Annotated in this window: 9 protein-coding genes; 7 read left to right on the top strand and 2 right to left on the bottom strand. The window is 63.4% G+C overall.

Annotation, left to right across the window (positions count from 1 at the left end; translation table 11 throughout):
• The first annotated feature begins 1 nt into the window (after window position 1).
• The 6 genes from OHD58_RS30650 (at window position 2) to OHD58_RS28860 (ending at window position 5,694) form a co-directional block, all read left to right on the top strand.
• Window positions 2–1,042 (top strand): sugar ABC transporter substrate-binding protein, encoded by a 1,041-nt coding sequence (locus OHD58_RS30650; RefSeq protein ID WP_318528305.1) that lies wholly within the window; start codon window positions 2–4, stop codon window positions 1,040–1,042.
• Between the two features lie 69 nt (window positions 1,043–1,111).
• Window positions 1,112–2,107, top strand: coding sequence for an ABC transporter permease (locus tag OHD58_RS28880; RefSeq protein ID WP_263807057.1), 996 nt, complete (start codon window positions 1,112–1,114; stop codon window positions 2,105–2,107).
• A complete protein-coding gene (locus OHD58_RS28875) occupies window positions 2,104–2,874 on the top strand; it encodes an SDR family oxidoreductase (protein WP_263807056.1) in 771 nt (256 codons plus the stop codon). The genes OHD58_RS28880 and OHD58_RS28875 overlap by 4 nt, the downstream gene beginning before the upstream one ends.
• Window positions 2,875–3,148: 274 nt before the next feature.
• Window positions 3,149–3,379, top strand: coding sequence for a hypothetical protein (locus OHD58_RS28870; protein WP_263807093.1), 231 nt, complete (start codon window positions 3,149–3,151; stop codon window positions 3,377–3,379).
• 162 nt (window positions 3,380–3,541) lie between these two features.
• Window positions 3,542–5,152, top strand: a complete 1,611-nt coding sequence (locus OHD58_RS28865) for an arylsulfatase (RefSeq protein WP_412177315.1) — start codon at window positions 3,542–3,544, stop codon at window positions 5,150–5,152.
• 95 nt (window positions 5,153–5,247) lie between these two features.
• Window positions 5,248–5,694, top strand: coding sequence for a hypothetical protein (locus OHD58_RS28860; RefSeq protein ID WP_263807055.1), 447 nt, complete (start codon window positions 5,248–5,250; stop codon window positions 5,692–5,694).
• A gap of 21 nt (window positions 5,695–5,715) precedes the next feature.
• On the opposite strand, the gene OHD58_RS28855 is transcribed toward OHD58_RS28860, so the two are convergent.
• Together OHD58_RS28855 and OHD58_RS28850 are read right to left on the bottom strand one after the other, a co-directional pair.
• Window positions 5,716–6,513, bottom strand: coding sequence for a LytR/AlgR family response regulator transcription factor (locus OHD58_RS28855; RefSeq protein ID WP_263807054.1), 798 nt, complete (start codon window positions 6,511–6,513; stop codon window positions 5,716–5,718).
• A complete protein-coding gene (locus OHD58_RS28850) occupies window positions 6,501–7,646 on the bottom strand; it encodes a sensor histidine kinase (RefSeq protein ID WP_263807053.1) in 1,146 nt (381 codons plus the stop codon). The genes OHD58_RS28855 and OHD58_RS28850 overlap by 13 nt, the downstream gene beginning before the upstream one ends.
• Before the next feature lie 328 nt (window positions 7,647–7,974).
• On the opposite strand from OHD58_RS28850, the gene OHD58_RS28845 reads away from it, so the two are divergent.
• Complete coding sequence (locus OHD58_RS28845; RefSeq protein WP_412177314.1) at window positions 7,975–14,709, top strand: autotransporter outer membrane beta-barrel domain-containing protein; 6,735 nt, start codon at window positions 7,975–7,977, stop codon at window positions 14,707–14,709.
• Window positions 14,710–14,783: the final 74 nt, after the last annotated feature.

Here is a 14,783-nt window from a genome sequence, read left to right as displayed (position 1 = left end):
CATGAAGCGAATAGTTCTGTCTGCCTTCGGCGTTCTGGCATTGGCGTTGGCCATGCTCACGCCGGCCTTCGCGCAGTCGAAGGGCGTTGTGTATTATCTCGTGCCGACGCTGCTCGACGAATTCCAGACCGGCTCGGTCAGCGCGCTCGAAATGTTTCTGAAGCAGGTCGGCTACGAGATGAAGACGCTCAACGCCGACAACAAGACGGACACCCAGCAGAGCCAGATGAACGATGTCATCACGCTCAAACCTGCAGCCGTGATCCTCGCGGCCGTCGACTTCAACGCGCTGAAGCCCTCGATCGAGGCGGCAATGGCTGCGGGTATCCCGGTCGTCGAGTTCGACCGCCAGGTCACCTCGACCAAGTCTGCCTTCACGTCCGTCGCCGGAACGATTGAAATTGGCTACGTCGCTGCGGAACAGGCTGAAAAGCTGCTGTCCGCCAAGCACGGCTCCGTAAAGGGGAAAGTCCTTCAGGTGCTCGGCGACCCCGGCGACCCCTACACGCTCGATATCCAGAAGGGGTTCGAGGAAAAGATGAAGGCGTTTCCGGATGTGCAGATCATTTCTGTTCCCGCGATGCAGTGGGAAGCCAGCAATGCCGGTACCATCGTTGCCGACAACATCGTGTCGAACCCGGACATCGACCTGATCTTCAGCCACGCGGCGCACTTGTCCGTGGCAGCCGTCGCGTCGCTTGAAGCGGCGGGCAAGAAGCCGGGCGACGTGATGATGATGAGTTCGAACGGCGCGCCGGTCGGTCTCGATCTGATCCGCAAGGGCTGGCTCAACGTCGAGGTCGAGCAGCCGCTCTATGCCCAAGCCGCGGCTGTCGCGATGTTCATGGACAAGATCGTCGGCAAGCAGGAGATCAAGGCTGGCGAATACGACGTGCTTGGCCTGAAATCGACCGTGACCGAGGAGGCGTGGGGCCCGAATATCAAGATCCCGGGCGCGGCGATCGACAAGTCCAACGTCGATAATCCTGCCTTCTGGGGCAACCTCAAGCCGCCATCGGACACAGTGAAGCCGGTCGAGTAAATCCAACCCTGTCCGCTCTCGCACTGACACGTTCAGCACGAGGGCGGACCATTCCAGCCGGAAAGCCTCATGAACGCACGGACGCGAAGCATTATCGAGTTTGTCCTGGACAACCTCGTCTGGTTCATGCTGCTTTTCGTGCTGGCGATCTTTTCGGCCTTCGTGCCCAACTATTTTCAGCTCGGTATTTTCGCCAACATCATCGAAGCATCGAGCGTGCTCGGCGTCATGTCGATCGGACTGGCGCTGGTGATCATTACCGGACACATGGATCTCTCCGTCGAGTCCGTCGCGGCGCTGGGTGCCATGGCGGTCGGCATTCTGTTCTGCTCGGCCGGCATCGGCATGGGCGTTACCTTGAGCCCGGAATGGCTGATGGTGCCGGTATCGCTGCTGGTGGCACTTGCCGTCGGCGGGTTGGTCGGCGTGCTCAACGGCTTCCTGGTCGTCAAGGTCGGCATGAACGCCTTCATCATCACGCTTGCGTCCTACATCTGGGTGCGCGGGCTGGTGGTTGCGGTTTCCGGAGGACGTTCCGCGCAGGATCTCGCGCCGGCGATCCGCTGGTTCGGCATCCAGCGGATCGCCGGCCTCCCTCTCACGGCGTGGATCGCAATCCTCTGTTTCGTTGGCTTCTCGCTGGTCATGGCCAAGACGCCGTTCGGCCGCCACCTGACGATGATCGGCGGCAATGAGACGGCCACGTTCCGCGCCGGCATCCGCGTCAAGCGCAATCTCATCATCGCTTTCGTGCTGGCTGGCGCCATTGCCGGGCTCGCCGGCTGGCTGCTCGCCATCCGCACCTCTGGCGCAACGGCCAATCTCGGCGTCGGACTGCTGTTCAACGCTTTCGCTGCCGTCGTGATCGGAGGCGTCAGCCTCAAGGGTGGCGTCGGGTCGCTGCCGGGCGTCTACGCAGGCGTGCTGCTGCTTTCCTCGATCAATACGGCAATCAATTTGATGGGCCTGCCCGCCAATTTCACCCAGGTCATCCATGGATTCCTGGTGCTTGCCGCGGTTCTCCTCGACACATTCAAGCAGACGTTGCGCCAGAGGCTAGCATGACAGGTCGCGTGGAAGGCAAGGTGGCCGTCATCGTCGGTGCGGCGCGTGGCATCGGCAAGGGCATCGCGCTGCGGTTCATGAAGGAAGGCGCCAGCCTGGTGCTCGCTGACAGCGACGCCGCCTACGGACAAGCGACTGCCGACGAACTGGGAGTGCCCTTCATCCACATCGACATCTCGAAAATGGAGGATGCGGAAGCAGCCGTCGCCCTGGCACTCGCGACCTTCGGCAGGCTCGACATCGTCGTCCAGAACGCCGGCATCTACCCTTGGCAGCTGATCGAGAACACAAGCCCGGACGACTGGGATCGCGTCATGGCCGTAAACCTGCGCGGCTCCTTCAATGCCGCGCGTGCCGCGCTCGTGCCGATGAAGGCCCAGGGGTCGGGCCGGATGCTCTTCACGTCTTCGATCACAGGGCCGCATGTGACCAGCCCGGGACACGGCCACTACTCGGCGACGAAGGCCGGGATCAACGGATTCATTCGTTCCGCCGCGCTGGAGTTCTCCGGTTATGGCATCACAGTGAACGGCGTCGAGCCGGGCAACATTCTGACCGAGGGCATGCAGGAGCAACGCGGCGCGGCCTTCATCCAGAACATGGAAAACGCGATCCCGCTCGGGCGGCTCGGCACCCCCCGCGACGTCGCAAATGCGTTCCTGTTCCTCGCCTCGGATGATGCAAGCTACATCACCGGCACGACAATCGTGGTCGATGGCGGACAACTCTTGCCGGAAGGAGCCGACTTCCGAATCCTGCCTTCCTGATTTCGGGCGTTGACCAATATCACTAACTGATGACCGCCCGAACTGTCTGTGTCGGCGCAGCCGCGCTCGCTCGTATTGGTGCCAGCTCAAGGAGCGGAGATCGCCGACGATAGCATGTCTTTGGCGTTCGGCTTCTTGCCGTCAAGTTACCGTTACGTACTCGCTTTTGGTGCGCCGGCTGCGACAGTGACTGAATTTTCAGACGGCACTTGTCGATGACACTTGCGAGGGCAGGACAATGTCGGCAGCAGATCGAAGGGGCTTGTTGAAGCTGATGCTCAAAATGCCTGCGTTGCGGGGGCAGCTTCAGGTTCTCAGTGCGAGAGACGAGGGCATACTTGGTCTGTGCGGCGCGTTCGACGATGCCACCGACACTTTGGAGCGTCTGCGTCTAAGTGATCCGGAGCGGCACCGCCTCATAATATTAGAATATGAGAATATATGCGCCGAAATCGAACAGGATATCATCAAGATTTGCATCGGCGGCGGTAAGGGCCCCAATTGAGCCGCCGCACTCAATTCGTGACCAGCTGATGCTCCCTCCCGCTGGTGGTCGTCCAATGCGATCGCCAGCCTCGATGCACAGCCTGTTACCGTTACGTACTCCATCCGAAATCGCAAAGATGTGAGCCTGCCTCCGGCAGTTCGAACACGAGGAATGCGCACTATGAAAATGGCCAGGAAGCTTTGGGTCAGTCTGTCGGCCGCCACCTTTATGATGGTGAGCGCGCCGGCGGTCGCACAGCAGGGAGATCGGCCCAATATCGTCGTTATCATGGGTGACGACATCGGTATGTGGAATATCGGCGCCTACCATCGGGGCATGATGGCGGGCAAGACACCAAACATCGATCGGCTTGCCGCGGAGGGCATGCTGTTTACCGATTATTACGGTGAGGCGAGTTGCACAGCGGGGCGCTCGGCATTCATTACCGGGGAACTGCCGGTCCGTACCGGCATGACAACCGTCGGGCAAGCCGGCGCGCCTGTTGGCCTTCCCGCGCAGGCGGTGACGATTGCCGCCGCACTCAAGGATATCGGCTACACTACGGGCCAGTTCGGCAAGAACCATCTTGGCGACAAGAACGAGTTTCTGCCGACCGTACACGGCTTCGATGAGTTCTATGGCTATCTCTATCACCTCGATGCGATGGAAGACCCCTGCCAGCCTACCTATCCGCAGGAAATGAGATCGCAAGTCGGCCCTCGCAACATGATCCACGCCTGGGCGAGCGATGTCGACGACGCAACTGTGGACCCACGCTGGGGCAAGGTCGGAAAGCAAAAGATCGAAGACGCTGGCGAGTTGTGTCCCGAGCGCATGGAAACCGTCGACGATGAAATCCTCGACCACACGCTCAAGTTCATCGACAAGGCAGAAGCCGACGACAAGCCGTTCTTTGTATGGCTGAACCCTACGCGCATGCACATCGTCACGCATCTGTCCCCCAAATACGATGCGATGCGAAATTCGCAGAACGGCTGGTCCATCCAGGAAGCCGGGATGGCGCAACTCGATGATACGGTCGGCTCCGTAATGGAGAAGTTGGAGGCGATAGGCGAGGACGACAACACGATCGTCGTCTTCACGACCGACAACGGCACGGAACTCTTTACCTGGCCTGACGGTGGAATGACCCCTTTCGCCCAAAACAAGGGGACGGTCATGGAGGGTGGCTTCCGCGTACCGGCGATCGTCCGCTGGCCGGGCAAGGTGCCGGAGGACAAAGTCGAGAACGGTATCATGTCGGGTCTCGACTGGTTCCCGACATTCCTGGCCGCCGCTGGAAATCCGAACATCATTGATGAACTCAAGCAGGGCAAGCAGATCGGGGATACGACTTTCAAGGTACATCTCGACGGCTACAATCAGATGGACCTGATTACCGGCAAGGGTCCCTCAACTCGGCGGGAGCTTTGGTATTTCGCCGAAAGCCAGCTTGGTGCGCTGCGTATCGGCGACTACAAGTATCGTTTCATCGACCAGCCCGAGGGTTGGCTGGGCGGCAGGATCACGGTGTCCGCACCATACCTGACCAATCTCCGCCTGGACCCGTTCGAACGCGCCGGTTGGCCCGACAGCGGGACCAAGGAAGGCTCCCTGCAATATTTCGACTGGTTCAAGTACGAGTTCTGGCGCTTCGTGTTCGTGCAGGAGGAGGTGGCCAGACTGGCGAAGTCGGCGATCGAATTCCCGCCGATGCAGCAGGGCGCGAGCTTCAATCTCGAATCGGTAAAGGCCAAAATCGCTGCGGCGCAAGGAGCAATGGCCAAGTAAAAATGGACGGCCGTGAGCGCGGGCAGCTTGTGACTGCCCGCTCTCGAACAACTGGATGATCAGTTCGCAGTCTCTTCATCGCCGGAAGCCGATCAATGTCCATCGTTAACCGCTTCATCGCCAAGACCATCCGATGGTTTCTCATCGTATCCGGCCTGCTCACATGCGCGACGTTGGTATTCGCAATCGATATCAATTTCTTCACGCTGATGCTCGGCGGACTGGTCGATTATACGTCTTCCAGTGTACCCGCCTTGCGGCACTGGGGCTTTACGATCTTTGGGATCGGTGCGCTGATGGTGGCCGCCGGTTTCCGTCCGTGGTTGCGATTCGAGACCATGTTGCTGGCTGCCACGGAAAAGGCCTTTCTGGCCTATCTCTTCCTCAGCAACCTTGGTCAGCCCTGGGTGATGGGCTACCTGGTTCTGGTCATGGTCGATGCCCTGATCGTTGCATACATGATCGTGTATTTTGTCAGCGAGGAAGGTCGGCCATTTTCATGGTCCCGGGATACTGTCGGAAAAGTTGGGCTCCGGCACTAGCGATACCGGGCAACCACGCGATCAGCCGGCGGACAATTTCACGTCGTCGTCCGCGGCTTTGATATCGGCCGGGGCATATAGATGACGCCGCAATCGCCTGCTGCCCGTGCGGCCGAGCATCATCGGCTCGATGGACGGTCCAAGCGATACGAGCATGCGCCCGCCATCGTATGATCTGGCGTGCTCGATTCGATCCAGATTGATGACCAGGGAACGGCTGACACGGAAGAACGGTGGCTTTGGCAATTCCGCTTCGAATTGACCGAGCAGCCGGCAAACCAGATGGTTGCGGCCGTCCGCCATCATTATACGCGTGAAGTCCGCCTCGGCGGTTAGCGTGGCGATCCCGTCGGTCGGCACGACGATCGACTGCCCTGCCATCTTGATATGGAGACGGCGCTTGGCCGGCATAGTGGTCGGGGCTGTCTCGTTGTCGAGAATCTGGGCTCCCGCATGCTCGAGCGAGCGCTGATAATTGCGTAGTCGCTCGAGCGTCAGCGCCAGTCGTTCCTGTTCGACTGGCTTGAGCAGGAAGTCGAGCGCCGCGACATCGAAAGCTTGCGGCGCGTAGGTGCTGTACGCCGTCACGAAGACGATAGCCGGCACCGGATCGAGCCGCTCAATCAGGCTGAAGCCATGATCGCTACCGAGGTTTATGTCGAGGAAGATCGCATCGGGCCGCAGGGTATGCGTCAGCGCGTGAGCCTCGTCCAGCGAGCCGGCTTCGCCGACGACGTCTACGTCTTCGTGTGCCTGCATGAGCCGCTTCAGCCCGCGCCGGGCCGGCGGCTCGTCGTCGACAACCATCAGGCGAAGCATGCCGGTCCCTTCAATGCTAGGCGCGCGACGACCGTGTCGCCCATCTGGATCAGCGACAGCGCGTGGCCAGACGGATAGTGCAATTCCAGCCGCCGGCGGATATTGGCCAGCCCCACGGCCGGGCGGTCGCGCTCGTGCGTTGCCAACCTGCCCGGATTGCTGACTTCGATCATGATGTCATCGCCCTGGCATTCAACGGTGATGCCTACCGTGAAACGTCCAACTGGCGACGGCAGTCCGTGCTTTACGGCATTCTCGACCAATGGCTGCAGGATGAGATGCGGCACGGCAATTGGCCGGGCAGCCGATTCCACCTTGACCACGCAGTCGAGACGACCCTCGAACCGCAGTTCCTGGATCCGGACATAGGCACGCATGGCCTCGATCTCGTCGGACAGGGAGCAAATGCGTCGCGATTGATTTTCAAGCAGATAGCGCAGATAGGCCGTGATGCGATGTATCATCTCGAGCGCGGTGTCCGGCTCATCCGGGATCTCCATCGCAACCGTGTTCAGCACGTTGAACAGGAAGTGAGAATCGAGCTGCAGACGGAGCTGATGCAACTCGGACCGCAGCGCTTCCTCCCGAGCCTGGTGGCGCTGGATTCGCTGCGCGCGACCGTCGGCATCCGCCTTGATCCAGAGATAGGCAAGAGACCATCCCAGGAAGACCAGCGTATAGTAGACCAGCGGTATCGCCACGCCGGCGGCGACATTGCCGGGATCTCCACCCGGCAGCAGGATCCCCTTGATCGTGTTGGAGACGTACATCTGCAGCAGCCCGCCGGCAATCGAGAGCATCAGCGCGACCAGGACGACTGTCAGCGTGATGCTGACCGTCCGGTCGCGGAACACGCGGTGGGCGAGGGTGGTGAGTGCGAAGCCCAGCGGCTCGAGAATGGCGGTCAGCGTCAGTGCGAAAACGATGTCCTCGAAAGCAAGGACGCGGCTGACGATGCCAAACAGGGCGCTGAAGAGCCAGCCGGCGGTTTGCGCCCGCCAGAACGAGCCGAGCGACCGTACCAGCTCGACGTTCGAGCCGTCGAGTGACCACAGGGCGCGGTGGCGCCGGTTGCCAGCGTCCGCGACTCCATTCAATTCGCCACGATGATCGGGATCGGCAACGACGACCATCGATACTGCCCTTCCCAATGTTGCCCCCGCCAGGCCCTGAATTGGGTCGCTTCACCGACTAGATCGACCTGTTCATCGAATAGGACGTGTCTCTGTGCGGTAACGCGTCAATGATTTGGATGTAGGTGTCTCGTACTCGCGATTCCTACCATTGCAGGTTGAGATAGGTGGCGCAAGGCGTGCCGCCATTCCTGCTTGTGCACGCTTAACGATTTGGGGGAAGCATCGGATGAAGCACGCTGCCAGCACCGGGAAAGCCCGGCAAAAATCATCGGGCCGCCCGAAGATCTCCGTATCCATATTGGATCAGAACAGATCGCGTCTGCTGATGGCATCGGCCCTGGGCATGTTCAGTCTGGCCATGATCGGCGATGCACAGGCGTGCGATGCGCCGTCGACCCAAAGCTTTACAGGCGGCAGTTTTGGATACACTTGGGCTAATTGCCAGGGCGCTGACGGCTCTAAAGATAACGACGCCGTAGACGGAGACAAGGTAAACCTTACGACAGCTGGCACGTACACCGCCGGTAGCGACCTCCCTTACACTGTACCGTCATGGGCTGAGGGCGGTGGTGTCATACACGGATTCTCGCGTGGCGGTGATGGCTACGACAATAATTTCGCCGGCGGTGGTGGTAGTGTGAGCATCACCAATGCTGCCAGTGTGAACCTGACGTCCGACACAGATCCAGGTGATAGTCTACTCGTCGGCCTGATTTCGGGGCAGTCCCAGGGTGGCGACGGAGCTTACGATAACGGTAACAACGACACGAGCGGCGGCAGCGGCGGCGGCGGCAACGTGGTGGAGATCACCAACACCGGCGCGTTGTCTATAGAATCGCTCAAGCCAGGTTTGGGGGTGGATGGCATCTTTGCCTCGAGCATAGGAGGCATGGGCGGCAACCAAAATAGCGGTACGGGCGACCAGAGCGGCGGTGGCGGCGGGGATGGCGGGATCATCATCATCACCAACACCGGGCAAATGAATCTCGGCAGCGCGGCCAGCCCGCTGGAGGGGATAGGCGATGATGGCGGGGTCTTTGGCATCAATGCTTTTTCCTTAGGCAACGTCGGTGGCAACCAGAATGGCGCGGGCGGCGATGGCGGCCCCATCACCATCACTAACGGTTCCCAGGAAGACCCTTCGATCGGCGCGATCAGCGTCTACGCGGATGCGCAGGCCAGCGGCGGCATCTCCGCGGGCAGTATGGGCGGTATCGGCATAGCATCCCAGGATTCGTCCGATAATGGCGGCGACGGGGCGGCTGGCGCGCAGATAGTCATCAGCACTTACGCCGATATCACCGTCGTTGGCACTGGCACCATCCCCGAGCTGATGGGTGGCATCAGCGCTGTCACTCGGGGCGGCGACGGCGGCGGTGGCTGGAGTTCATCGACCGGGGGTCGAGGTGGCGACGGCTCCTACGCTGAGACGTTCCTAACCGTCCAATCGGGCGCTACGATTTCGACCCAAGGCGATTACCTCGCCGGCATGATCGCTATGAGCCAGGGCGGCGACGGCGGCGCCGGCGACGGGGGGGAGGAGGATAGCTCCGGCGGCGACGGCGGCACGGGAGGCGCGATCCGGATGAACAACTACGGCACGATCGAGACGGACGGCAACTATGCCTACGGCCTGTTGGGTGAGAGCATCGGCGGCCAGGGCGGCAATGGCGGCGACGACACGGCCATCGCCGGCCAGGCCGGCGGCGGCGGCTACGGCGGCGATGCCGGCGGCGTGAACGGCCATATGAGAAGTGGTTCCAGTATCATGACGACCGGGGATTTCTCGGCCGCGGTGACCCTGCATTCGGTCGGCGGCGGCGGCGGCACGGGCGGCGACTTCACCGACGTGCTCGGCGGCGGCGCCGGCAATGGCGGCAACGGCGGCAATGGCGAAACGGCCACCTTCATCAACGCCGCCACCTCCACCAGCGTTGGTGGGACGATCATCACTCTTGGCGACCATTCCTACGGCGTTCTGGTGCAGTCGATCGGCGGCGGCGGCGGCACAGGCGGCATCGCCAACGGGCTGACGCTTGAGCTGGGTGGCGATGGCGCCGACGGCGGCGCTGCCGGGACGGCCAGTGTCCAGAATACAGGCGCGATCACCACCTCCGGCTATTCGGCGCATGGCATCCTGGCGCAGTCGATCAGCGGCGGCGGCGGTGCTGCCGGCACGGCTGGCGGCGTGCTGTCGATCGGCGGTACCGGCGGCGCCGCAAACTATGCCGGCACTGCCGAGGTCCAGAGTTCGGGCGCCATCAGCACGGCCGGCGACGCGGCGATCGGCATCATGGCGCAGTCGATCGGCGGCGGCGGTGGTTCGGGCGGCGGTGCGAAGGGCATCGCGACCGTCGGAGGTTCGGGCGGGGCTGGTGGCTCCGGCAGCCATGCAAACGTATTGCTGACTGGCGGCTCGGTCACCACGCAGGGTGAGATGTCGCATGCGATCATGGCGCAATCGGTCGGCGGCGGCGGCGGCAATGGCGGCAATGTGATCGACCTGTCGGTCGGGGTTCCGGCGGTGGGCGTCGGTGGCACCGCCTCGGGCGGCGGTAGCGGCGGATGGGTCTGCGTCACCAATGAAAATTCCGGCGGCGATTGTCCTACAGTCTTTGGAGCGCCGCAGGCCGTCACCGTCGCGACGGCGGGCTCCGGTGCGGTCGGCATAATCGCTCAGTCGATCGGCGGCGGCGGCGGCAATGGCGGCAACGCCACCGGCGGCGATGCCGGGTTCGGCAGCTTCCAGGTTGGCGGTGGCGGCGGCGGCGGCGGCTACGCAAATACCGTGAACGTCGCCTTCCAGGGCCTGAATCTGACGACCCAAGGGTCCCACGCCGCAGGCATCGTGGCACAGTCGATCGGCGGTGGCGGCGGCACCGGTGGTTCCGCCAGCTCCTATTCCGCAGGTCTCGGCTTCACGGCGTCGGTGGCTGTCGGTGGCACCGGCGGTTCCGGCGGCACCAGTGATACGGTTACCGTGCACCTGACCAACAGTGCCATCAAGACCGGCCAGGACGGCGGCGACGTCACTGACGCCATCGGCGTGCTCGCCCAGTCGATCAGCGGCGGCGGCGGCAGCGGCGGCTCCTCGGTCGCCGACGCTCTCACCGTGGCGGTGCCGACCGGCGAAGACGTCTCCCTGGCGATGAGCGTGGCCACGGCCGTTGGCGGCAGCGGTGGATCGTCCCATACCGGCGGCGGCGTGTCGCTGACCCTGGACGGTAACACCGGGGTCTCCACGAAAGGCGTTTCGTCGCATGGCCTCGTGGCGCAATCGATCGGCGGCGGCGGCGGCAACGGCGGCAGTGCGTCGTCGATGGCTTCGACGGCCGGCACGGTCGACACGATCAGCGCCGATATCGGTGTCTCGGTCGGAGGCTCGGGCAGTGGCGGCGGCGCCGGCGGTACCGTCACGGTCGATCTCAACGACACCGCCTGGGTGGCGACGGCCGACGACTATGCCAATGCGGTCGTGGTGCAGTCGATCGGCGGCGGCGGCGGCAATGGCGGCGTCGGCAGCGTCAACAGCAAGCAGTACGGCAGCGGCTTCAACCTGACGGCAACGGTCGGAGTCGGCGGTTCGGGCGGTGGCGGCGGCGCCGGCGGGGAAGCGAATGTGCAGTTCGAGAACGGCACCAAGGTGCAGACCAACGGTTCGGGCGCGCGCGGCCTGCTTGTCCAGTCCATCGGCGGCGGTGGCGGAACATCGCAAGGCGTAAGCGTCGGCCTGTCGGGCAGCGCCAGCCTGCCCGGCAGCGGCGAGGAGGAAGCTGCCGCGGAGGACACCGACGACGACGACCTCGGCGAGATTTCCGCCGGGGTCACGGTTTCCGTCGGTCGCACTGGCGGTGGTGGCGGCGACGGGGGCACCATCAACGTCAAAACGGCGGGGAGCATCGTCACATCAGGCGGCGACGCCGACGGGGTGCTGGCTCAGTCCATTGGCGGCGGCGGCGGTCTCGGCGGCTCGATCGCGTCGGCCACATCCGACGATTCGGACAAGCCCGATGACGAAGACAGCAAATATGACTTCTCAGTGGGTGTAGGCGGCGCAGGCGGCACGGCCGCCCATGGCGGATCGGTCACACTGACGCATGCCGGCAACATCGCCACCACGGGCGACTGGGCCGACGGCATTGTCGCACAATCGATCGGCGGTGGCGGCGGCACAGCCGGCTCATCGACCATATCCGGCAGCCAGGCGACGGCCAACATCGATGTGGGCGTCGGCGGCGGCGGCGGTGCCGGTGGCGATGGCGGCACGGTCGCTATCACCTTCGACGCTGACCACGGCACCCCCGTTGTCAATACCACTGGTTATAGCGCTTATGGCGTGCTGCTGCAGTCGATCGGCGGCGGCGGCGGGCAGGGCGGCGATGGTTCCGACCAGGCGGCCGGCAAGATCACCGTCGGCGGCGGCATCGGCGGCAGCGGCGGCGTTGGCGGCAATGGCGGCAAAGTTACGACCGATGTGGGAAGCTGGCTCTCCCTGCAGACCACTGGCGACGACGCGCACGGCCTCGTTGCACAGTCGATCGGCGGCGGCGGCGGCGTCGGCGGCGCCGGCAGCAGCACGGCGGCCGAAGACGACGACAGCCACTCGATCGATCTCACCGTCGGCGGCAGCGGTGGTGTCGGCGGCAGCGGCGGCGAAGTCGACCTGAACTACGGCGGCTTCCTGACCACTTATGGCGACCGGGCCCATGGCCTCGTGGCGCAGTCGATCGGCGGCGGTGGCGGCATCGGCGGCGCCGGCGAGGCCGACAGCATCGCCTCGATCGTGGTTGGAGGCTCCGGCGGCAGTGGAACAACAAACGGCGGCGTCGTCACGGTCGACCTGACGAATGGCCAGATCAAAACGCTGGGCATTGCCGCCCATGGCCTTGTTGCCCAGTCGATTGGCGGCGGCGGCGGCATCGGCGGCACCGCCTCGGGTGCGCCGCTCTCGTTGAAGGGCATGAGTTCCGCCGGCACCGGGGACGGCCACGATGTCACCGTCACGGCCAACGGAAACATCTTCACGTCGGGCGACTATGCCTACGGCATCCTGGCCCAGTCGATCGGCGGCGGCGGCGGTTTCGGCGGCAATGCCAGCGGCGCTTTCATCGGCTCCAACGGAAGTCTCTCGACGTCCGGCAAAAGCGGCAACGTGACGGTCGCCCTCAATGCCGGCGGGGCTATCCTGGCGACCGGCAAGGACGCGATCGGCATCTTCGCGCAGAGCGATGCGGGGACGGAGAACAACGGTACGGTCAGCGTCAACGTCAGTGGTTCCGTCACCGGCGGCTCGGGCGACAATGGCACCGGTGTGTGGGTTTCGGGCGGGAAGAACAATGTGATGACCGTCAGTGCCGGAGGCTCTGTCTCGGCCGCCTCGGGCCGTGCCATCCAATATACCAATGGCAGAACGCAGTCCGGCACACTGAATGTGCATAACTCCGGCACGATCAGCGGCAGCGTCTTCGAGACGAGCGTCGACGGCAACGCGCCGACCAGCAAGATATCCACCGACGACACCATCCCGGTGGCGGCCCGCTTCGGCCACGACATGCCCATCTCCGTTATCAACCAGACGGGCGGCCTGCTGACGGATGCCAAGATCTACGAAGCTGACGTGGTCAATCATGGCCGACTGACGATCGGCCATTCCGGCGGCATCGACACCACCAGAATCACCGGCGACCTCACGCAGGACACGGGTGGCATACTGGCGATTACGGCCGACTTCGCAGGCTCCCGCATGGACCGTCTGACCGTCGAGGGCGACGCTACGCTGGAAGGCAAGTTCGCGGTGAACGCCATCAGCGTCCTGCCCGACATCAGCCTGCCGTTCCTTACCGTCGGAGGCACCCTGGACCATTCGCTGAGCGCCCAGTCGGCACTCTTCGACTATGCTGTCACCCGGGCAGGAAACGAACTGTCGGTTTCGGCAACCTCGGCTCACTTTGCCGAGCCCGGCGCCGATCTGAACGACGATCAGAACAACGTTGCCGGTCACCTGCAGGAGATCTGGGATGTCGGCGGCGGCTCTTTCGGCACGCTGTTCGGCACGCTCGGAAATCTCGCCGACGACGACGTAGGCAGCTATGGATCGGCCCTGTCCGACATGTCGCCCGGTGTTTCCGGCGCGGCCGCGGCCGGCAGCATCGCCACCACGCAGCAGCATCTGGACCTGCTGCTGAGCTGCCCGATGTTTGCCGCGGGAACCTCGGTCCTGACTGAGACCGAATGCGGCTGGGCCCAGGCTGGCGGCCAGGTGCTCGACCAGAAGGCTTCGGGTGGCATATCGGGCTTCGACACCACGACCTACTCGATGCAGGCGGGTGCCCAGTTCGAGGTGTCGCCGGACTGGTTCGTTGGTCTCGCCGGCGGCTACGACCGCAGTTCCATTCGCGGCGACGATGACCGGGTCAACGCCGACGGCGATATCCTCTATGCCGGCGTCTCGCTGAAGCACCAGAACGGCCCGTGGCTATTGTCCGGCGCCCTTGCCGGCAGCTATGGCTGGTACGACAACACGCGCACGATCCGCATTCCGGGCTTTGCCGGCCAGGCCGAAGGCGATCCGGATATCTACAATCTCAGTGCCCGGGTGCGCGCGGCCTACACCTTTACGCAGGACCCGTATTATGTGCGGCCGTTGGTGGATCTCGACCTGATCTACACGCATGCCGACGGCTATCGCGAGTCGGGAACCGGTGCACTCGATCTTTTGGTCGACGGCGCCGGCCAGTGGAGTTTCCACGCGACGCCGGCTGTGGAGATCGGCACGCGGGTGGAACTGAGCGAGACGACGGTGATGCGGGCGTATGCGGCGGCCGGAGTGAGCTTCAGCACTGTCGACAGCTGGGATACCTCGGCGCGTCTGGCCCAGGCGCCGGCCGGGATCGGCGGCTTCGACAGCGAAGTGCCGCTGGCGGATGTGGTGGGCCGGCTGACCGCCGGCGTCGATCTGGCCAACGACAACGGCTTCAGCGTACGCGCGCAATATTCGGGCGCGTTCTCCGATACCTACACCAGTCACGGCGGCTCGCTCCGATTGAGCTACAAGTTCTAAAGGAAGCCTTGCAGTCCATCGAATTCATCCAGCCGCTCGATGAACAAGGCAGTTGCTGGCATTTGTGGATGAAG

Source organism: Mesorhizobium sp. ZC-5 (assembly GCF_025753855.1).
Classification (GTDB): domain Bacteria; phylum Pseudomonadota; class Alphaproteobacteria; order Rhizobiales; family Rhizobiaceae; genus Neomesorhizobium.
Note: the sequence above shows the minus strand (reverse complement) of the source record. Positions and strands in the feature narration are given on the sequence as shown.